A 23096-nucleotide genomic window follows, 5' to 3' on the forward strand; every position below is an offset into this window, starting at 1 on the left:
AGAGCGGGAAGTGTAAGCTCCGTTGTAATAAGTGTAATGTTGCTGCCAGCGCCGCCGCCCTCCGGGTGCGCGGCACCGGCGGCGCCCGGGCAGGCGCGCCGCGCCTGCCGGATTTCCTCAGCCCTTTCTCGTGAGGTTGTCGTGATTGGTTCCGGTTCCCGCGCGGTCGTCGTCCTCGGCGCCGCGCTCCTCGTTGCCGCCTGTCATCCCGGGGGCGACGGCGCGCCTCCCGCGCCGCGCCCGGTCGTCGCCACGCCGGTGGCCGCCGACGGCGCGACCGTCGCGACCACGCTGCCCGGCGACGTCGAGCCGCGTTACGCCACCCCGCTGTCGTTCCGGATCGCCGGCAAGATCATCGAGCGCAGCGTGCGGCTCGGCGATACGGTGAAGAAAGGCCAGGCCGTGGCCCGGCTCGATCCTTCGGATCCCGAAAAGAACGCGGCGAGCGCGCAGGCGCAATACGATGCGGCCGCGCATGCGTTCACCTACGCGCAGCAGCAGGTCGACCGCGATCGCGCGCAGGCCCGCGAGAACCTGATCGCGCCCGCCCAGCTCGAACAGACCGAGAACGCCTACGCATCGGCGCGCGCCCAGCGCGACCAGGCCGCCCAGCAGCTCGCGCTGGCGAAGAACCAGCTGCAATACACCACGCTGGTCGCCGACCACGCCGGCTACATCACGGCCGAGCAGGCCGACACCGGCCAGAACGTGTCGGCCGGCCAGGCCGTCTACCAGCTCGCCTGGTCGGGCGACGTCGATATCGTCACCGACGTGCCCGAGGCCACGCTCGCGCTGCTGCAGCCGGGCCACGCGGCCACCGTCACGCTGCCGGCGCTGCCGCGGCGCAGCTTCGAGGCGCGCGTGCGCGAGATCGCGCCGGCCGCCGATCCGCAGAGCCGCACCTATCGCGTGCGGCTCACGCTCGGCAATCCCGATCCAGCCGTGCGGCTCGGCATGACCGCCAACGTCGCGCTCGCGGGCGTGGCCGCCGACGGCGCGCGCTACACGCTGCCGTCCACCGCGCTGTTCCACGACGGCGCGGCGCCGGCCGTCTGGGTGATCCGCCAGGACGACACGCTCGAGCTGCGCCGCGTGACGGTGGCGCGCTACGGCGAGAACAGCGTCACCGTCTCGCAGGGCCTGCGCGCCGGCGAACGCGTCGTGCAGCAGGGCGTGCATGCCGTCAGCGCCGGCGAGAAGGTGCGCGCGGTCGCGCCGCTGCACGCGGAGGACGCCGCCTCATGAGCGCCCGCGAAGAAAGCCGCTTCAACCTGTCCGCCTGGGCGCTGCGCCACCAGGCGCTGGTGGTCTACCTGATCGTGCTGGCCACGCTGGCCGGCATCTTCGCCTATACGCGGCTCGCGCAGTCGGAAGACCCGCCGTTCACGTTCCGCGTGATGGTGATCCGCACCTTCTGGCCCGGCGCGACCGCGCGGCAGGTGCAGGAGCAGGTGACCGACCGGATCGGCCGCAAGCTGCAGGAAACCCCGGCGATCGACTTCCTGCGCAGCTACTCGCGGCCCGGCGAGTCGATGATCTTCTTCACGATGAAGGATTCGGCGCCCGTCAAGGACGTGCCCGAGACCTGGTACCAGATCCGCAAGAAGGTCGGCGACATCGGCACCACGCTGCCGCAGGGCGTGCAGGGGCCGTTCTTCAACGACGAGTTCGGCGACGTCTACACCAACATCTGGACGCTCGACGGCGACGGCTTCTCGGCCGCGCAGCTGCACGACTACGCCGACCAGCTGCGCGCGGTGCTGCTGCGCGTGCCCGGCGTGGGCAAGGTGGACTACTTCGGCGACCCCGACCAGCGGATCTTCATCGAGGTCGACAACGCGCGGCTCACGCGGCTCGGCATCTCGCCGACCCAGCTCGGCGAGGCGATCAACGCGCAGAACGCGGTGGCCTCCACCGGCACGCTGACCACCACCAACGACCGCGTCTACGTCCGCCCGAGCGGCCAGTTCGCGACGGTCGAGGCGCTGGCCGACATGGTGATACGCGTCAACGGCCGCACCTTCCGGCTCGGCGAACTCGCCACCGTCAAGCGCGGCTACGACGATCCACCGGTCTCGCAGATGCGCGCCAACGGCCGGCCGGTGCTCGGCATCGGCGTGACGATGCAGCCCGGCGGGGACGTGATCCGGCTCGGCAAGGCGCTCGAAGCCGCCACCCGGCAGTTGCGCACGCAACTGCCGGCCGGCCTCACGCTGACCGAGGTGTCGAGCATGCCGCTCGCCGTCTCGCACTCGGTGGACGACTTCCTGGAGGCCGTGGCCGAGGCCGTGGCGATCGTGCTGATCGTGAGCCTGGTCTCGCTCGGGCTGCGCACCGGGATGGTGGTGGTGATCTCGATCCCGATCGTGCTCGCCATCACCGCCCTGTTCATGAACCTGTTCGGCATCGGCCTGCACAAGGTCTCGCTCGGCACGCTGGTGCTCGCGCTCGGGCTGCTGGTGGACGATGCGATCATCGCCGTCGAGATGATGGCCGTGAAGCTCGCGCAGGGCTACAACCGCACGCGCGCCGCCGCGTTCGCCTACACCAGCACCGCATTCCCGATGCTGACCGGCACGCTCGTGACCGTGTCCGGCTTCCTGCCGATCGCGCTCGCGCAGTCGTCCACCGGCGAATACACGCGCTCGATCTTCGAGGTCTCGGCGATCGCGTTGATCGCTTCGTGGTTCGCCGCGGTGGTGCTGATCCCGCTGCTCGGCTATCACCTGCTGCCCGAGCGCAAGCGCGAAGCGACGCAAGGCACGAACCCGGCCGCGCCGCACGATGCCGATCATCACGAAGAGCACGACATCTACGACACGCGCTTCTACGCGCGGCTGCGCGGCTGGATCGGCTGGTGCATCGAGCGCCGCTTCGTGGTGCTGGCGATCACGGTGGTGCTGTTCGTGGTCGCGCTGGGCGGCTTCTCGCTGATCCCGCAGCAGTTCTTCCCGAGTTCGGACCGCCCCGAGCTGCTGGTGGACGTGCGGCTGCCCGAGGGCGCGTCGTACCCGGCCACGCTCGAACAGACCAAACGCCTCGAGCAGGTGCTCGCCAAGCGCCCCGAGATCGACCACACGGTGAGCTTCGTCGGCACCGGCGCGCCGCGCTTCTACCTGCCGCTCGACCAGCAGCTGCCGCAGCCGAACTTCGCGCAGCTGGTGGTGACCGCGAAATCGGTGAAGGACCGCGAGAAGCTCGCGAGCTGGCTCGCCCCGACGCTGCGCGACCAGTTCCCGGCGATCCGCTGGCGTCTGTCGCGGCTCGAGAACGGGCCGCCGGTCGGCTATCCGGTGCAGTTCCGCGTGAGCGGCGACAGCATCGCCACGGTGCGCTCGATCGCCGACCGGGTGGCCGCCGCGGTCCGCAAGGATCCGCGCAGCCTGAACGTGCAGTTCGACTGGGACGAGCCGGCCGAGCGCTCGGTGCGCTTCGAGCTCGACCAGAACAAGGCGCGCGACCTGAACGTGACCTCGCAGGACGTGTCGAGCTTCCTCGCCATGACGCTGACCGGCACCACCGTCACGCAGTACCGCGAACGCGACAAGCTGATCGCCGTGGACCTGCGCGCGCCGAAGGCCGAGCGCGTCGATCCGTCGAAGCTCGCCACGCTGGCGATGCCGACGCCGAACGGCCCGGTGCCGCTCGGCTCGCTCGGCCACTTCCACGACACGCTCGAATACGGCGTGATCTGGGAACGCGACCGCCAGCCCACCATCACGGTGCAGGCCGACGTGCGCGCCGGCGCCCAGGGCATCGACGTCACGCAGGCGATCGACAGGCAGCTCGACACGTTGCGCGCGCAACTGCCGGTGGGCTACCGGATCGAGATCGGCGGGCCGGTGGAGGAAAGCGGCAAGGCGCAGGCCTCGATCAACGCGCAGATGCCGCTGCTGCTGATCGCCGTGCTCACGCTGCTGATGATCCAGCTGCAGAGCTTCTCGCGCGTGCTGATGGTGGTGCTGACCGCACCGCTCGGCCTGATCGGCGTGGCCGCCACGCTGCTGCTGTTCGGCCAGCCGTTCGGCTTCGTCGCGATGCTCGGCGTGATCGCCATGTTCGGCATCATCATGCGCAACTCGGTGATCCTGGTCGACCAGATCGAGCAGGACATCGCCGCCGGCCACGCGCGCTTCGACGCGATCGTCGGCGCCACCGTGCGGCGCTTCCGGCCGATCACGCTGACCGCCGCGGCCGCCGTGCTCGCGCTGATCCCGCTGCTGCGTTCCAACTTCTTCGGGCCGATGGCGACCGCGCTGATGGGCGGCATCACGAGCGCGACCGTGCTGACACTGTTCTATCTGCCGGCGCTCTACGCCACCTGGTTCCGCGTCAAGCCCACCGAGCGCGCCGATGCGGATCGCACGCCGCCGCCCGCCACGTCCCACGGAGCCTGACGATGCCACGCTTCCCTTCCCGTTTCACGTCGCCCCGTCCGTCACGCGCCGCGCCACGCTCGCCGAAGCTGCCGCGGGCACTGCGGTCGCTGCCCTCGCTGCGGCCGCTGGCTGCCGCAGCCTCACTCTCGGCGCTGGTCGCGCTCACCGGCTGCTCGCTGTTCGGGCCGTCGGGCGCCGCGCCCGAGATGCCGTCGCCGGCGCAATACGGCGCCGCGCCGCTGCCCGAGCGCACCGTCGCCGCGCAGGGCGTCGCGCAGCATTTCGAGGTCGGCGCGCAGCCGGTACCCGCGTGGTGGACGCGCTATCGCTCCGAGCGGCTCGACGCGCTGGTCGACGAAGGGCTGCGCGCGAGCCCGACGCTGGCCGCCGCCGATCATTCGCTGCAGGCCGCGCGCGAGCAGCTGCGCGCGCAGATCGGCAGCTCGCTGCTGCCGACCATCGACGCCGGCGGCCAGACCACGCGCGAGCGCGGCCTCGGGGTGCCGGGCTTCGGCCCGCAGACCGTGCTGTACCGGACCTTCGTCGGCCAGCTCCAGGCCAACTACACGCTCGACCTGTTCGGCGCCGCGCGCTTCGCGAACCGCGAACTGCGCCAGCGCGTGGACGTGACCGCGTTCCAGCTCGATTCGACGCGGCGCGCGCTCGCCGCCAACATCGTCACCGCCGTGATCACCTCGGCGACGCTCGCCGAGCAAATGCGCGTCACCGAGCGGCTCGTCGCGCTCGCCAGCCAGCAGGCCGACGACACCGAGCGCCGCAACCGGCTCGGCTCGGCATCGCATGCCGATCTGCTGAACGCGCGCCAGAGCGCCGCCTCGCTCGCGGCCACGCTGCCCGCGCTGCGCCAGCAGTGGCTCGGCGCGCGGCATGCGCTGGCGGTGCTGCTCGGCCGCACGCCGGACCAGGCGCCCGACGATCTCGCGCTCGCCGAGCTGCATCTGCCCGAGGACGTGCCGGTGGCTGTGCCGTCCACGCTGCTGCAGACGCGGCCCGACATCCGCGCGGCCGACGCGGCGCTGAAGGCCTCGGCCGCCGCCGTCGGCGCCGCGACCGCGCAGCTGTTCCCGCAGCTCTCGCTGTCCGCCTCGCTCGGCCAGGGCGGCTTCAGCTGGCCGGCGGCGCTGTCCGGCGCGGGCGGCATCTGGAGCGTGGGCGCCTCGCTGACCCAGCCGCTGTTCCACGGCGGCGCGCTGCTGGCGCAGCGGCGGGCCGCGCAGGCCAGCTACCAGGCCGCCGTCGAGCAATACAAGGCGACCGTGCTCAGCGCGTTCCAGAACGTGGCCGATTCGCTGGCCGCGCTCGACAACGACGCGCAGGCGCTCGACGCGTCGAGCCGCGCGGCCGACGCCGCGCGCGGCGCCTCGGACGACACGGCCGCGCGCGTGCGGCTCGGCGCGCTGCCGCCGTCGGCCGGCCGTTCGAGCGAGCAGCAGTATCGCAACGCGCAGCTCGACGCGATCCGCGCGACCGGCACGCGGCTCAGCGATACGGCGCGACTGTTCCAGGCGATGGGCACGCCGCCGGAGGAAGCGAAGCGGGTGGTCGAGCAGTGAGGTGGATAGCCCGTTGATAAGGCGATTATCTCGATCGCGCCGGCCGCTCATCGTCCCAAGCCGGCGCGCGGCTCACTCGCCGCTCCCACCCAGGCCCAGCGCCCGCATCCGCCGATACAGCGTGCGCTCGCTCATGCCGAGCCGCGCGGCCAGCGCCTTGCGCGTGCCGCGAAACGTACGCGCCACCTGCCGCAGCGTGTCGTCGTCGGGCGCGCCGCGCGCGGCCTCGTCCGCAGGCGGCGCGCGCAGCGCGTCGGGCAGGTGCTCGACGCGGATCACGCCGTCGTCGGCGAACAGGCAGGCGCGTTCGAGCACGTTGCGCAGCTCGCGGATGTTGCCCGGCCACGCATAGGCGTCGAGGCAGGCGCGCGCCGTCTCGTGCAGCACGTGGGCGCGCGCGCCGGGCCGCGCGGCGGCGATGCGGCGCAGGATCGACTCGGCCAGCAGGCCGATGTCGCCGGGCCGCTCGCGCACCGGCGGCAGCTCGATCGGAAACGCGCTGATCCGGTAATAGAGATCCTGGCGGAAACGGCCGTCGCCGATCATCTCGCGCAGCGGCTGATGGGTCGCCGCGACGAGCCGGAAGTCGGCGCGCAGCGCCTCCACGCCGCCGACGCGCCGGAACGTGCCCGACTCGATCAGCCGCAGCAGCTTGACCTGCATCGAGGCGGGCACGTCGCCGATCTCGTCGACGAACAGCGTGCCGCCCTGCGCGGTCTCCACGAGCCCCGGCTTGCGCGCGTTGGCGCCCGTGAACGCGCCCTTCTCGTAGCCGAACAGCTCGCTCTCGAACAGCGACTCGGCGATCCCCGAGCAATCGACCACCACGAACGGCCCGCCCGCGCGCGCGCTGGCCTCGTGCAGGGCCCGCGCGAACAGCTCCTTGCCGGTGCCCGATTCGCCGAGCAGCAGCACCGGCAGCATCGACGGCGCGACGCGCTGCAGCGCCGACAGCGCGTCGTTGAACGCGTCCGAACTGCCGACCAGCCCGCCCGCGCTCGGCCGCGCCGAGGCGCTGCGCACCGTGGTCAGCCGCTCGACGTAGGCGATCACCGCGCCGCCGGCATCGAACACGGGGCGCATCTCCACGTCCACGTGCTCCGGCCCGCGCGGCGTGTGATGGATGTGCAGCACGCGCGAGGCCGCGCCCGATTCGAGCGCGGCGCGCATCGGACAGTGCTCGCCGGCCTGGTCGCACGGCACGTCGTAGTGGTGCGAGACGCGGTAGCAGTGGCGGCCCACGTGCTCGCGGCCCGCGCCGCCGAACTGCCGCTGATAGGCGCCGTTCGCGGCAAGGATCCGGTAGTCGCGATCGACCACGATCATCGGCTGCGGATCGTGTTCCAGATACGAGACGAGCGCGCCGATCCCGGAGGCGGCGGCCGCCTCGGCAGGCAGCGCCGCCGGGGCAGCATCGGCGGGCACGATCGGGATCGCGCGCCGCGCGGTGCGCGGGCGGCGCGCGGCCGCATCGGGGGCGCCGGCGGCGGCGGACGAGTCGGAGGAATCAGCGGGCGGCGGCGTATCCGCCATCTCGGCGGGAGGGGAAATCGGCATCGGACGGGCTCGGTTCGCGGGACGGAAAGCGGCGGGCGCGCCGCGCGCTGGGGCATTTTGCCTCCGCGCGACACGCTGCCAATTCTGCCACGCCGCTGCCACGCGTGGCAGCCATCGCGCATCCGGCTCGCGCGTCTCGAGGCGGCGGCCCCACCGGCGTTCGCGAAAAATAGCAGTCGGATCAAACAATTAAGCGATAAGCGCGCGCCAAGCATGACGCTGGCACGTATCTTGTCTCGATCAGGCGTTTTCCCGATTTCTGATTCCGGAGTGCCGCATGATGTCCCATCCCGCCTTCACCGTCGATTCGTTCTTCGATCCGGTCACCAACACGGCCACCCACGTCGTCGTCGACACCGCCACGCACGCGTGCGCGATCGTCGACCCGGTGCTCGACTTCGATCCGAAGTCGGGCCGCACCGGCCACCGCAGCGCCGAGCGCGTCGCCGCGCATGTCGAGGCGCTCGGCGCGCGCGTGCGCTGGCTGCTGGAAACGCACGTCCACGCCGATCACCTCTCGGCCGCGCCGCTGCTGCAGGCGCGCTTCGGCGGCGAGATCGCGATCGGCCGCGAAGTCACGCGCGTGCAGCAGGTGTTCGGCGCGCTGTTCGACGCCGGTCCGGACTTCGTGCCGGACGGCCGCCCGTTCGACCGGCTGGTCGACGACGGCGACACGCTCGCGCTCGGCACGCTCGCGATCCGCGCGATCCACACGCCGGGCCACACACCGGCCTGCATGACCTACCTGGTCGAGCGCGCGGACGGCACGTCGGCGCCGGCCGAGACGGCCGCGTTCGTCGGCGACACGCTGTTCATGCCCGACTACGGCACCGCGCGCTGCGACTTCCCCGGCGGCGACGCGCGCACGCTCTACCGCTCGATCCGCAAGGTGCTGAGCCTGCCGCCCGACACGCCGCTCTACCTGTGTCACGACTACGCGCCCGACGGCCGCCCGGTCTGCCTCGTCACCACCGTGGGCGCGCAGCGGCGCGACAACGTCCACGTCCACGAGGGCATCGACGAGGACACCTTCGTGGCGATGCGCACCGCGCGCGACGCGACGCTCGAGATGCCGGTGCTGATCCTGCCGTCGGTGCAGGTCAACATGCGCGCGGGCCGGCTGCCGGAGCCCGCGACGAACGGGGTCCGCTACCTGAAGCTGCCGATCGACGCGCTGTAACGCACCGCCGGGCGCGGCAGGCGCCGAGCCCGCCCGGTGCTCCGCTTCACGGCCACCACAACATCCATCACGAAACATCCCTGTCAGGAGCCCCAACCATGTCCGTCCCGTCACCGGCCGCCGCCGGTTCCGCCCGAACGCCGTCCGCGCGCCACGAGATCGTGATCGTCGGCGCCGGCGCCGCCGGCATCGCCACGGCGGCGAGCCTGCTCCGGCGCGACCGCTCGCTCGACATCGCGCTCGTCGACCCGGCCGACACGCACTACTACCAGCCCGGCTGGACCCTGGTCGGCGGCGGCATCTTCGACGCGCCGTCCACCGCGCGGCCGATGCAATCGGTGCTGCCGCCCGGCGTCACGCACGTCCGCGCGGCGGTCACCGGATTCTCGCCGGAGCACAACACCGTCACGCTCGACGGCGGCGCCACGCTCGGCTATCGCGAGCTGATCGTCTGCCCCGGGCTGGAACTGCACTGGGCCGGTATCGACGGGCTGGTCGACACGCTCGGCAGCCACGGCGTGACCTCGAACTACCGCTACGATCTCGCGCCCTACACGTGGCAGCTCGTGCAGTCGCTCACGCGCGGGCGCGCGCTGTTCACGCAGCCGCCGATGCCGATCAAGTGCGCGGGCGCGCCACAAAAGGCGATGTACCTGTCCGCCGATCACTGGCGCCGCACCGGCCGGCTCGCCGGCATCGAGATCGAGTTCCACCTGGCCGGCGCCGCGCTGTTCGGCGTGCCGGCCTACGTGCCCGCGCTGATGGAGTCGGTGCAGGCCTACGGGATCGACCTGCGCTTCGGCGACCAGCTGATCGCCGTGGACGGCCCGGGCCGGCGCGCCACGTTCCGGCGCGCCCGCGCGGAGGCCGACGGCGGCGGCAGCGAGGAGATCACGCGCGAGTTCGACCTGCTGCACGTGGTGCCGCCGCAGCGCGCGCCGGGCTTCGTGCGCGACAGCGCGCTCGCCGACGCGGCCGGCTGGATCGACGTCGATCCGGCGACGCTGCGCCATCGCGCGTTCGCCAACATCCACGCGCTCGGCGACGCGACCGGCACCACCAACGCCAAGACCGCCGCCGCCGCGCGCAAGCAGGCACCGGTGGTCGCCCACAACGTCCTGGCCGCGCTCGGCCGCGCGCGCGGCGTGGCGCGCTACGACGGCTACGGCTCATGCCCGCTGACGGTCGAGCGCGGCCGCATCGTGCTGGCCGAATTCCTCTACGGCGGCAAGGTCGCGCCGACCTTCCCGAATTGGGTCAACGACGGCACGCGGCCGTCGCGCCTCGCCTGGTTCCTGAAGGAGAAGGTGCTGCCGCCGTTGTACTGGCACGCGATGCTGAAAGGCCGCGAGTGGTACGCGCGGCCGATGATCAGCGAGGCGTGAGCGCCCACGCCTGGAGCACGAACGCCCCAGACGACGACGCCCGGCATCGTGGCCAGCGATGCCGGGCGTCGTGCCAACAAATCCGGGCGAAGCGCGGCCCCGCCCCTGCTCAGGCGGCCACCGCGAGCCGGCGCCGTTCGCGGCGCATCATCATCATGTTCGCGCCGATCACGCCGATCGTCACGGCGACGATGAACAGCGTCGCGAGCGCGTTCATTTCCGGATTCAGGCCGAGCCGCACGCGCGAGAACACCACCAGCGGCAGCGTCGTCGAGCCGGGGCCGGACAGGAACGCGGACAGCACCAGGTCGTCGATCGACAGCGTGAACGACAGCAGCCAGCCCGACACCAGCGCCTGCGAGATCAGCGGCAGCGTGACCGTGAAGAACACCTTCAGCGGCGTGGCGCCGAGATCGAGCGCAGCCTCCTCCAGCGACGGGTCGAGCTCGCGCACGCGCGACTGCACGATGATCGCGACGTAGGACAGGCACAGCATCACGTGGCCGAGCCAGATCGTCAGCATGCCGCGCTGCGCGGGCCAGCCGATCCACTTCGCCAGCTCGATGAACAGCAGCAGCAGCGAGATGCCCTGGATCACCTCGGGAATCACGAGCGGCGCGTTGATCATCCCCGAATAAAGCGCGAAGCCGCGGAAGCGGCCCATCCGCGCCAGCACGTAGCCGGCCCAGGTGCCGATCGCCACCGAGGCGAACGCCGTCAGCACGCCGATCTTCAGCGACAGCCAGGCCGCCGCGATCAGCTCGTCGTCGCCGAGCAGCGCCGCGTACCAGCGCGTCGAGAAACCGGACCAGACCGTCACCAGCTGCGACTCGTTGAACGAGTAGACGATCAGGCTCAGGATCGGGATGTAGAGGAACGCGAAGCCGATCGCCAGCGCGAGGAATCGCAGGTAACGATTCGGCATCATTTGCGGCGGCCCTCCGCTTCCTTGGCCTGGTAATGCTGGAAGATCGCCATCGGCACCAGCAGCAGCAGCACCATCGCGCAGGTCACGGCCGAGGCCATCGGCCAGTCGGCATTGTTGAAGAACTCATTCCACATCACGCGGCCGATCATCAGCGTGTTCGCGCCGCCGAGCAGCTCGGGGATCACGTATTCGCCGACGGCCGGGATGAACACCAGCAGGCAGCCCGCGATGATGCCGTTCTTCGAGAGCGGCAGCGTGATCGTCAGGAATGCCTTCCACGGCTTCGCGCCGAGGTCGTAGGCCGCCTCCAGCAGGCGCAGGTCCATCTTGACCAGATGCGCGTAGAGCGGCATCACGAGGAACGGCAGGTAGGTGTAGACCATGCCGATGTAGACCGCCGTGTTGGTGCGGTACAGCTCGATCGGCGCGTGGATCAGCCCGATCCAGAGCAGGAAGTTGTTCAGCAGGCCGTTGTTCTTCAGGATGCCGATCCAGGCGTAGACGCGGATCAAAAACGACGTCCAGAACGGCAGCATCACCGCCATCATCAGCAGGTTGCGCGAGGCCGGGTTCGAGCGCGCGATGTAGTACGCCATCGGATAGCCGAGCAGCAGGCACAGCAGCGTCGTGACCGCCGCCACCAGCACCGAGTTCACGTAGGTCGCGAAATACAGGCTGTCGGTGAACAGGAACGCGTAGTGCGTAAAGTTCAGCTTGATGTTCAGTACGCCGTCGGCGAACGAGGTCAGCTCGGTGTACGGCGGAATCCCGAGTTCGAGTTCGGCGAAGCTGATCTTCACCACCAGCACGAACGGCACCAGGAAGAACAGCACGAGCCAGAAGAACGGCCCGGCGATCACGGCCGAGCGCCCGCTCAGGCCGAGCTTGCGCACCGGCCACCAGAACCACGTCGACAGGGTGTTCATGAGGTCAGCACCACGCCGGCCGAGGCGCTCCAGCGCACGTAGATCTCGTCGTTCCACTGCGGCGTGTCGATCTCGGAGAGCGCGAGGCTCGTCGCGTTCGCGATCACCGTCTTGCCGGAATCGAGCTTGATGTGATACAGCGAGTAGCCGCCCATGTAGGCGACGTTGGTGACCACGCCGTGCGCCCAGTTGTAGGCGCCCTCGCCCGGCTTGCGGGTCAGCGCGATGCGCTCGGGGCGCACCGACACCGTCACCGCCATGCCGAGCGGGCCGGTGATGCCGTGGCTCACGTGCATGCGGCACGGCAGGTCCGGCGACTCGATGAACACGTAGTCGGGCTCGTCCTCCACCACCTTGCCCTCGAACAGGTTGGTCGAGCCGATGAACTCGGCCGAGAAGCGGCTGTTCGGATATTCGTAGACCTCGCGCGGCGCGCCGATCTGCACGATCTCGCCCTCGCTCATCACGGCGATGCGGTTGGCCATCGTCATCGCCTCTTCCTGGTCGTGCGTGACCATGATGCAGGTGACGCCGACCTTGTCGAGGATGTTGACGAGTTCGATCTGGGTGCGCTGGCGGATCTGCTTGTCGAGCGCCGACATCGGCTCGTCGAGCAGCAGCAGCTTCGGCCGCTTGACGAGCGAACGCGCCAGCGCCACGCGCTGCTGCTGGCCGCCCGACAGCTGGTGCGGCTTGCGGCCCGCGTAGCGGCTCATCTGCACGAGTTCGAGCGCATCGCGCACGCGTTCCTTCAGCTCGGCCTTGCGCACCCCTTCCTGCCTCAGCCCGTAGGCGACGTTCGCCTCGACCGTCATGTGCGGGAACAGCGCATACGACTGGAACATCATGTTCACGGGCCGCCGGTACGGCGGCAGTTGCGCGAGATCCTCGCCGTCGATCAGGATCCTGCCCGAGGTGACGGTCTCGAGGCCGGCGAGCATGCGCAGCAAGGTGGACTTGCCGCAGCCGGAACTGCCGAGCAGCGCGAACAGCTCGCCCTTGCCGACCGACAGATTGACCTGGCGCACCGCGGTGGTATCGCCGAACTGCTTGACCACGTCGACGATCTGCACGAAATTCGCGGCGGCGCCGGACGGTGCGACGGTGGACGGCGCGCCGGCTACCGGCATGCGCGACTGGCTATTCATGATCTGCTGCATCACTCCTGCGTGTTGATGAACCGAGGCGAACGAACGACGGCGCGCATCGACAAAGGCGCGCGAACACGAACAAAGCCCCCGGGGCTACCAGGGGCTTGGTGAACCGGCGCCGGTGTTCCGGGCTGGCGCTCAGCGGCCGGACTTCAGTTCCGTCCAGAGCCGGGTCTGCAGGCGCTGGATTTCCGGCGGCAGCGGCTTGAGCAGGAACAGCGTCTTGACGACGTCGGCCGGCGGATAGACGGCCGGATCGTTGGCCACGTCCGGGCTCACGAACTTGCGCGCCTCGGCGTTCGCGCTCGGATAGTAGACCGCGTTCGTGATCGCCGCGTGTACCTTCGGATCCTCGATGTAGTTGATCCACTCGAGGGCCGCTTCCTTGTTCTTCGCGTCCTTCGGGATCGCCATCACGTCGAACCAGACCGGCGCGCCGCCCTTCGGCACGTAGTACTCGACCTTGTACGGCTTCTTCGCTTCCAGCGCGCGGTGCTTGGCGATCACGACGTCGCCCGACCAGCCGAACGCGAAGCAGATGTCGCCGCCGACCAGGTCGTTGATGTAGCCCGACGAGTTGAACTGCGTGATGTACGGGCGGATCTTCTTGAGCACCTGCATCGCGGCCTGGTAATCGGCCGGGTTGGTGCTCATCGGATCCTTGCCGATGTAGTGCAGCGTGGCCGCGAACATCTGGTCCGGCGCGTCGAGCACCGACACGCCGCAGGCCTTCAGCTTCGAGATGTTTTCCGGCTTGAACAGGATGTCCCAGTTGTCGAGCGGCACCTTGCCGAGGATCTGCTGCGCCTTGTTCACATTGTAGGCAAGGCCCGTCGTGCCGTAGGCCCAGGGCACCACGTACTTGTTGCCCGGATCGGCGCCGGCCACCAGCGCCATCAGCTGCGGATCGAGGTTCTTGAGGTTCGGCAGCTTCGACTTGTCGAGCGGCGAGAAGATGCCGGCAGCAATCTGCTTGCCCGCGTAGTTGCTGGTCGGCACCACGATGTCATAGCCCGAGCTGCCGGTCAGCAGCTTCGCCTGCAGCGTGTCGTCGCTGTCGTAGTTGTCGTAGCGGACCTTCACGCCCGTCTGTTTCTCGAAGTTCGGGATCGTGTCCTTGGCAATGTAGTCGGACCAGTTGTACACGTTGAGCTGGGTATCCTTCGCCGCAGCCGCCGACGCGGCCACACAAAGCGAGAGCGCCACGAACCGGCCTGCCACCTTTGCTTTCATCCCGTTCTCCCGTCCGGCCGTGCGCGGCCGGTATCGACTTTGTCGTCACGACGGCCCGCGCCCGCGCGACCCGTCCCTCAAAACCCCGAAAAGTATCACTAATCCCGTGGTGTCACAAAAAAAATGCGCCGATGTCGCGCAAACGGGACACCTCGCCTTCCCCGAGCCGGTGCGTACCGCCGCGGCCGGACGGGGATCGGGAAGTGCGCGCATTTTATCGGGTTATACGCGCGTGTCCACCCGGAAAAATAACCGGGTAGCCGCGCGTTGCCGGCCGTCATGCGCGAGCCTCGGGCACGGGCACCGGAACGATGCGCCCCGATCCATGCACACCGTCGCGCGAGCGCGGACGGCCGGAGCGCGGCGCCTGCGCTGCCACGCCCATCGGGCCGCCAACTGGCGCGCACCAATCCTGCCTGGCTGGACCCGGCCAGGACCGCCAATCCGTTGCACCCCCTGAGTTTCGACCCCTGCACGTCCTTTACAATAGCCCGACTCGTCGCAGTGTCCGCTTGCGGCACGACTTTCCACCGTGCTTCGTCAATTCCTCGAACTCATGCGCCATCGCTCCCGCCATCGCCTCGCCCTGCCCCGTTCCGCCCGCCGCGTGCTCGCCGCGCTGATCCCCGCCGCCTCGTTCGCCTGCGCCGCGATGCCGGCGCGCGCCACCGTCTCGCTCGTGCAGCCACCGCGCGAAGCCGCCGCCAGCGCGCCGCTCACGCTGACGCTGATCTACTCGGACGACGACCGTGCGCCGCTCGCGATCACCTCGCCGGACTCGCTCGAGGTGACCGTCACCAACGCCGAGCAGCCGCCGGTGCCGGTCCGGCTCGCGCGCGAGCCCGGCGCGCCGGCGCGCTTCACGCTGCACGCCGGCCAGTTCCGCAAGGTGCGATATTCCGCGCCGTGGCCCGACAGCGCGCGCGGCACGGTGACCATCACGCCGGTCGGCTTCGACGCCTCGGCCGCCGTGGTCTCGCTCGATCGCGGCCCGAACCAGGCGCGCGTCGCGCAGGCCGAAGCGGCCGAGACGCACCAGACCACGCCGGCCGGCGTGGCCGCGGCCGCCACCACCGTCGCCGCGACGGCCGGCACGCCGCCGCCGGTCTCCGACGCGCTGACCACCGGCGCGCAGGGCCTGCTGTCGAGAATCTCGTACTACGAACCGATGTTCATCGGCGCGGGCGTGAACGGCGACGTCACCGCCAAGCTGCAGCTGAGCTTCAAGTACCGGCTGCACATACCCGACGATCCGTCGTCGCACGCACTGCTCGACAACCTCTATTTCGGCTACACGCAGACGTCGATCTGGGATCTGTCCGCCGATTCGAGCCCGTTTCGCGACACCAGCTACAAGCCGCGGCTGTTCTACTACGTGGCCGACACCGGCCTGCGCAGCAGCTGGTTCACGCGGATGGGTTTCGCGGCCGGGATCGGCCATGAGTCGAACGGCAAGGCCGGCACCGACTCGCGCAGCCTGAACATCGCGTTCGTGCAACCGACCTGGGAGTTCGGCGACCTGTCGGATTACCACCTGCAGGTGTCGCCGATGCTCTACTACTACGTCGGCATCAGCGACAACCGCGACATCGCCGACTATCGCGGCTACATGGACCTGCTCGTCAAGTACGGCAGCCCGGATGGCTGGCAGCTGGCCACCACGCTGCGCAAGGGCACCCACCACTGGTACGGCAGCGTCGACACCCAGCTCTCGTACCCGCTCGCGAAACTGTTCGGCAACGCCTGGGGCGGCTATCTGTGGCTCGGCTTCTTCGACGGCTACGGCGAGGACCTGCTCGACTACAACCAGCGCCAGCACTGGATCGCGCGCGTTGGCGTGAGCATCGCGCGCTGATGCTTTACCATAACGTTTTGCCGCACCCACCGACCGCCGCCCATCCATGAGTTCCAATCTTCACGACAAACCGGACAGCCCCTGCATCGGCGTCTGCTCGACCCTCTTCGACGACGTCTGCAAGGGCTGCGGGCGCACCGCGCTCGAAGTCGCGAACTGGGTGTTCATGAGCGAGGAGGAAAAGGCGGCGGTGTGGGCGCGCATCACGCGCGAAGGCACGGCGATGCGCTTCCAGTACGACAAGCTCTGACGCGTGGCGAGCGGCGTAGCGAGCACGGCGCGCGCTGCCGCATCACGCCACGCTATGTCCGGGCGATTTGCAAAAAAAAGCGGCACGCGATACAGCCGTGCCGTCCAACCCCAACTCTTGTTACCGGTTCGTCAGAACTTCATACCCACGCCAAGGCCGACAATGATCGGATCGATGTGCAGGCGCCCGATCGGCTGGCCGCCGAGCGTCGCGTCGGTATGCATCCAGATTTTCTTCAGGTCGACGTTCACGAAGAAGCGCTTCGTGACCTGGACGTCGACGCCGAATTGCAGGGCCGGCCCGAAGCTGCTCTTGTGGACCGCGACACCCTCGCCGCCGACATTGAGGCCGTCGTTGTAGAAGTACGTGTAGTTCAGGCCCGCGCCGACATACGGCCGGACCTTGCCCGCGTGGTTGAAGTGGTATTGCAGCAGCAGCGTGGGCGGCAGCACGTTCACGCCGCCGAGATGGCCGAGGTTCGAATTGACCTGGTGCCGCGACGTACCGAGGATCAGCTCGACGCCGAGGTAGTCGCGGATCATGTAGGTGAAGTCGAGCTCGGGGACCACGGCATTGTTCACACCGGCCTGGATCGCCGACAGCGTGCCGCTGCCGCGATCCGCGGGTGCGATCTCGATCGCGCGCAGGCGCGCGAGGAAGTCACCCGCAGCAATGCCTTCGCCTGGCGACGCGGCATGTGAGACCGATGGGATCATCGCGAAGGTTGCGGCAGCGGCAACGGCTGAGACCAGACAGCGAACTTTTTCTTTCATGGCAATAACCCCCTGGGAACGGTAGTGATTGTCGGGGGGTGTCGACTGCGTCAACTTGATGCCCGTCAAGCCAGAGAGAACATGGGGCGGTTTGTCGCAGCCTCCGGTGCCACACCGGTCAATAACAACGCGAGCAGATCGCGCACGCTGCGGATCGCCTCGCCGAACGGCAGCGCCTCCCGGCCGCGGAAGAACAGGCCGTTGGCCACGTCGCCGCGCAACGCGGCGGCGAGCCGCGTATCGATGCAGAAATGCCCGAAGCGTTCGACGCCGTCGCGCAGGCCGCACACCGACAGACATTCGAACGCGGTCGGGCAGCGCTGCCGGAACGCGCCGAGCTTGGCGCGAATGCGCGCTTCATGGCGCAGATAGCGGTCGAGCCAGGGCGTGCGCACCGCGCGCGCCGGCAGGCCGGTCACGCTGACGAACTCGACGATGTCCTCGGGCTGCGCGTGCGTGAGCACGTGCTTGAAGGCCGGATGCGCATCGCCTTCCTCGGTGACGGCGAACGGCGTGCCGAGCTGCACGCCGTTCGCGCCGAGCGCGAGCGCCGCGCGCACGGCTTCGTGGCTGTTGATGCCGCCCGCGACGATCAGCGGGATCGATTCGCGCGCGAGCCCCAGCGTCCGGATCGCCTCGCCCGCTTCCTCGAGCACGCGCGCGAACGAGAAGCGCGCGTCGTGCATCTCGTCGACGTTGCCGACGCCGAGATGGCCGCCCGCATGCGCCGGATGCTCGATCACGATCGCGTCGGGCAGGCGCCCCTTCTTCATCCATTTCTTCAGCACCAGCGCGATGCCGCGGCTATCGGACAGGATCGGGATCAGCGCGATGTCGTGGCCTTCGGTCATGTCGGGCAGGTCGAGCGGCAGGCCCGCGCCCATCACGATCGCGTCGGCGCCCGCCTCGCAGGACACGCGCACGTAGTCGGCGTGCGCGCGCACCGCCTTCATCACGTTGACCGCGATCATGCCGCGGCCCTCGCTCCAGGTGCGGGCGCGGCTGATCTCGCGGCGCAGCGCCTCGAGGTTCGCGGCGTCGAAGGTGTCGCGCACCGGGTTGGCGCGGCAGCGTTCGAGCAGATCGGCATGGTGGTGGCGCAGGTCGATGCTCGCGATCGTGCCGAGCGCTCCCTCCCGCGCGACGCTGCCGGCCAGCCGGTGCGCGGAAATGCCGATACCCATGCCGCCCTGCACGATGGGCAGCAGCGCACGGCCGCGGATCATGAGCGGCGGGAAGGAACTGGAAATGGTCATCGAAAACTCGTCGAACGTGTCGAAAGCTTCGATGATCGGGGATCGGGAAATGCAGAGGTTGATACGCGTCAAATTCAAGGTGCCGGCGCGTTGCGCTCGCGATAGTGCGATCCCGAAGCCGCGTGACCGGGCGGTACGGCGCGCCGGCGTCCGGCTGTAAACGGCGGCGCCCCGCGCTTCCGGCCATCCCGGCGATCGTCGTCGCGGAATGAGCGGAACGCGCGGGGCGCCCGGACCTCGAACCTGCCGCTTACGCCTTTTCCTGCGTCGCCAGGAAGTCCTCGTAGTTGCCGCCGAAGTCGGTCAGCGTGCCGTCGGTCTTGACCTCGATGATGCGATTGGCCAGGCCGCTCACGAACTCGCGGTCGTGCGAGACGAAGATCAGCGTGCCTTCGAACTTCTCGAGCGCGATCTGCAGCGACTCGATCGATTCCATGTCCATGTGGTTGGTCGGCTCGTCCATCAGCAGCACGTTGTGGCGGCCGAGCATCAGCTTGCCCCAGATCATGCGGCCCTTCTCGCCGCCCGACAGCACCTTCACCGACTTCCTGATGTCGTCCGCCGAGAACAGCAGGCGGCCGAGCGTGCCGCGCACGGCCGTCTCGTCGTCGCCTTCCTTGCGGTAGTCGTCGATCCAGTCCATCAGCGTGACGTCGTCGGGAAACTCTTCGTAGGTATCCTGCGGCATGTAGCCGACGTTCGCGTTCTCGGCCCACTTCACGGTGCCGTGATCGAGATCGATCTGGCCGCGCAGCGTGCGCAGCAGCGTGGTCTTGCCCGCGCCGTTCTCGCCGATGATCGCGATGCGCTCGCCCGGCTGCACCGACAGACTGAAGTGACTGAAGATCGTGCGGTCGTACTTCTTGGTGACGTCCTCGGCCACCACCGCGATGTTGTGCAGCTTCTTCTCGAACTCGAAGCGGATGAACGGGTTCTGCCGCGACGACGGCTTGAATTCCTCGATCTTGATCTTGTCGATCTGCTTGGCGCGGCTGGTGGCCTGGCGCGCCTTCGACTTGTTCGCCGAGAAGCGGCGCACGAAGTCCTGCAGTTCGGCCACGCGCTCCTTGGCGCGCGCGTTCGCGTTGGCCTGACGCTCGCGTGCCTGCGCCGAGGCCAGCATGTAGTCGTCGTAGTTGCCCGGCCAGACCTTCAGCGTGCCGAAGTCCATGTCGGCCATGTGGGTGCAGACCGAATTCAGGAAGTGACGATCGTGCGAGATGATGATCATCGTCGAGTTGTACTGGTTCAGCGTGTCTTCCAGCCAACGGATCGAGTTGATGTCGAGGTTGTTGGTCGGTTCGTCGAGCAGCAGCACGTCCGGCTTCGAGAACAGCGCCTGCGCGAGCAGCACGCGCAGCTTCCAGCCCGGCGCGACCTCGCTCATCGGGCCGTTGTGGTACTTCTCGTCGATGCCGATGCCGAGCAGCAGCGCGCCCGCGCGCGCCTCGGCGTCATAGCCGCCGAACTCGGCGAACTTCGCCTCCAGCTCGGCCGCGTGCATGTAGTCGTCGTCGGTCGCTTCCGGGTTCGCGTAGATCGCGTCGCGCTCGGTCATCGCGGCCCACATCTCGGTGTGGCCCTGCATCACCACGTCGAGCACGCGCACGTCCTCGTAGGCGAACTGGTCCTGGCGCAGCTTGCCCAGACGCACGTTCGGTTCGAGCGCCACGTTGCCGCCCGACGGCTCGAGATCGCCGCCGAGGATCTTCATGAAGGTCGACTTGCCGCAACCGTTCGCGCCGATCAGGCCGTAGCGATTGCCCTCCCCGAACTTGACCGAGATGTTCTCGAACAGGGGCTTCGGCCCGAATTGCATCGTGATGTTGGCGGTAGAAAGCACAGCGTGGCCCGGTAGATGATGGATCGACTGAAACCAGGCATTTTAGCAGGTCTCGGTGAAGCGCTGCGGGCCGGCGCCGTCACCGCGGCGCGGGAAAATATGATGCGACGCCTTTATCGGGTGATTTTCCCGGTGACGAGCGGCCGATAGGGAGGCGGCCGGTAGGAGGCGGCCGATGGGGGGGGCCGATATGGGCGGTGGCCCTGCGAGGGTGGCGGCTGCGAGGGCCGCCACGTCAGGGAGCCGGCCTGCGGGCAACCGACGCAGGCAGGCGGCCGAGCCGGCTGGCCGCCGCAGGCACCCGCCGCATGGCGACGGCCGCGCCCGATCGACCGCCAGCGTGGCGCCGCGCCGGCGGGCGGCGCGGCGCCGGCGCGCTAGTTCTTTTTCGCCGCGTCCGCGGCGGCCTTCGCCTGCGGCGACGCCTTCAACTGCGAGAACAGCTCCGAGCACGGCACGTCGCGGTTGTGGCTCGGCGCGATCAGCGGAATCAGCGCCGCGAACGGGTTGATGAGGCCAAGGCCCACCGCTGCGCCGGCCCGCAGCGCCAGCGCGCCGACGTTGACGCCCACCTTCGGGTTCTTGAAGGTGCCCTTCACGTAGAGCGGCGAGCGCAGCGAGAACACGCGGAAGCCCTTGGTCTGCGGATGGATGCCGAGATCCATGCCCTCGTTGCGCAGGTCGACGTTGCCGTCCACGCGGATCACGGCGTCGTCGGTGTCGAGCGCGAACAGCTTCGAGTTCAGGATCCCGTCGGTGGCGACGAAATCGACGGCCGCGCAGTTGATCTTCACGTCGCGGTTGCCGAACAGCTTCTCGTAGACCACGTTCGCGACGTTGAGCCCGGCCGCCTCCATCAGCAGCCGGCTGATCGCGCCGTCGGTGGCGAGCGCCTTCAACTCGCCCGTCGAGGTGGCGGCCAGCGCGGCCGGTGAATTGCCGGTGGCCGAGAGCGTCGCGTCGCCGTTGATCTCGCCGAGCGCCGACTGCATCACCTGCGCGGTCGGGAACAGCTGCTTGAGCTTCAGGTGGCGCGCGGCCACCGAGAAGCGCCCCTTGAGCGGCACCGTGCTGCCGTCGAGGCGCGCGTCGGTGGACAGCGTGCCGCCCGCCACGCCGAAGCGCAGCGGCATCAGCGACAGCACGCCGTCCTGCATCACGATGTGCGTGTAGAGGTCCGAGATCGGCAGCGCCTTGTCCTTGATCAGCCGGCGGCCGGTGAACTTCACGTCCGCGTCGAGCGCCTTCCAGCGGTCGGTGCGGAACGTCTCGACCGGCAGCACGCGGTCGGCCGGCTGTTTGGTGGTGTCGCCGCGCGCGCGCTTGCTCGCGTTGCTGTCGGCGCCCACCACCGGCCCGAGGTCGGAGAAGCGCAGCAGGTTCGATACGAGTTCGCCCGACAGCTTCGGCCGCGGCGAGCCCTGCGCGTAGACCAGCGTGCCATGCAGGTCGCTGCCGCCGACGCGGCCGTCGAAGTTCTCGTAGCGGAACGTGCTGGCGTTGCGGCGGAACTGGCCGACCAGATGGCCGTCGGTCGCATAGGGCGGCGTGTCAGGCAGCGTCACGCCGGTCAGCGCATAGAGATGCGACATGCTCGAGCCCTGCAGCCAGAGCCGCAGGTCGATCGCCGCGAGCTGCATCGGATCGGTCAGCGTGCCGACGATCGCCAGGCGCGTGTCGCCGGCCTTCACGTCGGCCTGCAGCGGGAACGGCCGGCTCGTGTCGCGCAGCGCGAGCACGCCGCCGATCTTGCCGGTGCCGTCGATCGGCACGTTCTTGTAGCGGCCGTGGACCACGAGGCCGAACGCGTAGGTGGGCGGTGGCGGTGCCGACGCGGCCGCGCCGCTGGCACCGCTCGCCGTGGCGGATGCCGAGGCGCCTGACGCGATGGCCGTCGTGCCGGAAGTGGCCGCGGCCGCGCTCGCTCCGCTTGCGGCTGGTGCCGAAGCTGCCGGGACATCGGCCCCGGCCTGCGCGGCCGAGGCGGCCGACGCCGCGGAAGCCGCCTCCACCTTGTTCGCCAGCTGCGTCGCGCCGGCCTTGCCGACGCGCTGCGCCGACGCCGCGCGCGAAGTCGCCTCCTGCTGCTTCATCACCTCGCCGAGCGGGATCGGCTGGCCGAGCGTGTCGATCGCGACGTTCAGGTCGGCCTTGGTGATCGCGTCGCGATAGGTGACGGTGCCTTTCGCGAAGCCGAAGTTGTGCAGCTCGACCTTCCAGGTGGACGGCTCGCCCGACTGCTTGAACTGGAACGTCCAGTTGTTGCGGCCGTCGGCGAGCCGCTCGACGTCGAGCGCCGGATTGACGAGGTCGATCGAGGGAATCACGACGCGATGCACGAGCAGCGGCAGCACGGCCAGATCGAAGTGGGCGGAGTCGAGCGTCGCGAATTGCGGCGACTTCGTCCAGTCGGGGTTGCCGATCGCGATGTCGTTGGCGGTGAAGCTCGGCCAGGGCACCCACGAACGCCAGCCGGTTTCGTCCCGGGGACGATGCCAGCCGACCTTCAGGTCGCCGCGGATCGCGAACGGCCGGCCGATCTCGGTACTCACGCGCTGGTTGATCCAGGGGCGCGCGCGGTTCCAGTCGAAAGTGATGATGAAGACGACGAGCGCGACGACCAGCACCACGAGGATGCCGATGATCCAGGCCGCCGTTTTGCCGATGACTCGTGGAAGCGTCATGCCGAGCTCCGTTGTTTTTATCGGGAAGATGATCGACGCGAAGGCCGCGCCGAGCCTGCCGCAACCGAGTATCGGTATTATGGCACCGCGCGCGAAGTCTCCTCCCCCATTTACCCTTTATT

General features: G+C 69.3%; 16 protein-coding genes. 7 read left to right on the forward strand and 9 right to left on the reverse strand.

The window, feature by feature from the left end; translation table 11 throughout:
- Positions 1-141 precede the first annotated feature (141 nt).
- The 3 genes from BpN12_RS25330 to BpN12_RS25340 are packed head-to-tail and all read left to right on the forward strand — an operon-like array spanning position 142 to position 5953.
- On the forward strand, positions 142-1245 hold the full coding sequence (locus BpN12_RS25330) for an efflux RND transporter periplasmic adaptor subunit (protein ID WP_246794995.1): 1104 nt from the start codon (positions 142-144) through the stop codon (positions 1243-1245).
- Positions 1242-4397: an efflux RND transporter permease subunit gene (locus BpN12_RS25335; RefSeq protein WP_246794996.1), complete on the forward strand. Its 3156-nt coding sequence runs from the start codon at positions 1242-1244 to the stop codon at positions 4395-4397. Before BpN12_RS25330 ends, BpN12_RS25335 begins: the two co-directional genes overlap by 4 nt.
- Before the next feature lie 2 nt (positions 4398-4399).
- A complete protein-coding gene (locus tag BpN12_RS25340; protein WP_425306323.1) occupies positions 4400-5953 on the forward strand; it encodes an efflux transporter outer membrane subunit in 1554 nt (517 codons plus the stop codon).
- A gap of 72 nt (positions 5954-6025) precedes the next feature.
- On the opposite strand, the gene BpN12_RS25345 is transcribed toward BpN12_RS25340, so the two are convergent.
- The gene (locus BpN12_RS25345) at positions 6026-7486 is read right to left on the reverse strand and encodes a sigma-54 interaction domain-containing protein (RefSeq protein WP_425306375.1); all 1461 of its coding nucleotides are present in this window, start codon (positions 7484-7486) and stop codon (positions 6026-6028) included.
- A gap of 301 nt (positions 7487-7787) precedes the next feature.
- On the opposite strand from BpN12_RS25345, the gene BpN12_RS25350 reads away from it, so the two are divergent.
- Together BpN12_RS25350 and BpN12_RS25355 are read left to right on the forward strand one after the other, a co-directional pair.
- A complete protein-coding gene (locus BpN12_RS25350; RefSeq protein WP_246794997.1) occupies positions 7788-8690 on the forward strand; it encodes an MBL fold metallo-hydrolase in 903 nt (300 codons plus the stop codon).
- 98 nt (positions 8691-8788) lie between these two features.
- Positions 8789-10075, forward strand: coding sequence for an NAD(P)/FAD-dependent oxidoreductase (locus BpN12_RS25355; protein ID WP_425306324.1), 1287 nt, complete (start codon positions 8789-8791; stop codon positions 10073-10075).
- 109 nt (positions 10076-10184) lie between these two features.
- Here BpN12_RS25355 and BpN12_RS25360 read toward each other — a convergent pair whose 3' ends face one another.
- The 4 genes from BpN12_RS25360 to BpN12_RS25375 all read right to left on the reverse strand — a co-directional run bounded on the left by BpN12_RS25360 (position 10185) and on the right by BpN12_RS25375 (position 14313).
- The gene (locus tag BpN12_RS25360) at positions 10185-11003 is read right to left on the reverse strand and encodes an ABC transporter permease subunit (protein WP_246794998.1); all 819 of its coding nucleotides are present in this window, start codon (positions 11001-11003) and stop codon (positions 10185-10187) included.
- Entirely contained in the window at positions 11000-11929 is a 930-nt protein-coding gene (locus tag BpN12_RS25365; protein WP_246794999.1) for an ABC transporter permease subunit, read from the reverse strand. The genes BpN12_RS25360 and BpN12_RS25365 overlap by 4 nt, the downstream gene beginning before the upstream one ends.
- A complete protein-coding gene (locus BpN12_RS25370) occupies positions 11926-13077 on the reverse strand; it encodes an ABC transporter ATP-binding protein (protein ID WP_246795000.1) in 1152 nt (383 codons plus the stop codon). The genes BpN12_RS25365 and BpN12_RS25370 overlap by 4 nt, the downstream gene beginning before the upstream one ends.
- A gap of 141 nt (positions 13078-13218) precedes the next feature.
- The gene (locus BpN12_RS25375; RefSeq protein ID WP_246795001.1) at positions 13219-14313 is read right to left on the reverse strand and encodes a polyamine ABC transporter substrate-binding protein; all 1095 of its coding nucleotides are present in this window, start codon (positions 14311-14313) and stop codon (positions 13219-13221) included.
- Positions 14314-14869: 556 nt separating this feature from the next.
- Here BpN12_RS25375 and BpN12_RS25380 point away from each other — a divergent pair.
- Positions 14870-16168 (forward strand): phospholipase A, encoded by a 1299-nt coding sequence (locus BpN12_RS25380; RefSeq protein WP_246798002.1) that lies wholly within the window; start codon positions 14870-14872, stop codon positions 16166-16168.
- A gap of 46 nt (positions 16169-16214) precedes the next feature.
- On the forward strand, positions 16215-16418 hold the full coding sequence (locus BpN12_RS25385) for a DUF1289 domain-containing protein (protein WP_246795002.1): 204 nt from the start codon (positions 16215-16217) through the stop codon (positions 16416-16418).
- 131 nt (positions 16419-16549) lie between these two features.
- Here the strand turns inward: BpN12_RS25385 and BpN12_RS25390 are convergent, their stop codons facing one another.
- The 4 genes from BpN12_RS25390 to BpN12_RS25405 all read right to left on the reverse strand — a co-directional run bounded on the left by BpN12_RS25390 (position 16550) and on the right by BpN12_RS25405 (position 22974).
- A complete protein-coding gene (locus BpN12_RS25390; RefSeq protein WP_246798003.1) occupies positions 16550-17191 on the reverse strand; it encodes an OmpW/AlkL family protein in 642 nt (213 codons plus the stop codon).
- A gap of 65 nt (positions 17192-17256) precedes the next feature.
- A complete protein-coding gene (locus BpN12_RS25395) occupies positions 17257-18447 on the reverse strand; it encodes an NAD(P)H-dependent flavin oxidoreductase (RefSeq protein WP_246795003.1) in 1191 nt (396 codons plus the stop codon).
- A gap of 250 nt (positions 18448-18697) precedes the next feature.
- Complete coding sequence (locus BpN12_RS25400; protein ID WP_246795004.1) at positions 18698-20290, reverse strand: ABC-F family ATPase; 1593 nt, start codon at positions 20288-20290, stop codon at positions 18698-18700.
- A gap of 377 nt (positions 20291-20667) precedes the next feature.
- Positions 20668-22974 carry an AsmA family protein gene (locus BpN12_RS25405; protein ID WP_246795005.1) on the reverse strand — a complete coding sequence of 769 codons (2307 nt, stop codon included), beginning with the start codon at positions 22972-22974 and terminating at the stop codon, positions 20668-20670.
- Positions 22975-23096 lie beyond the last annotated feature (122 nt).

Source organism: Burkholderia perseverans, assembly GCF_022870505.1.
Classification (GTDB): domain Bacteria; phylum Pseudomonadota; class Gammaproteobacteria; order Burkholderiales; family Burkholderiaceae; genus Burkholderia; species Burkholderia plantarii.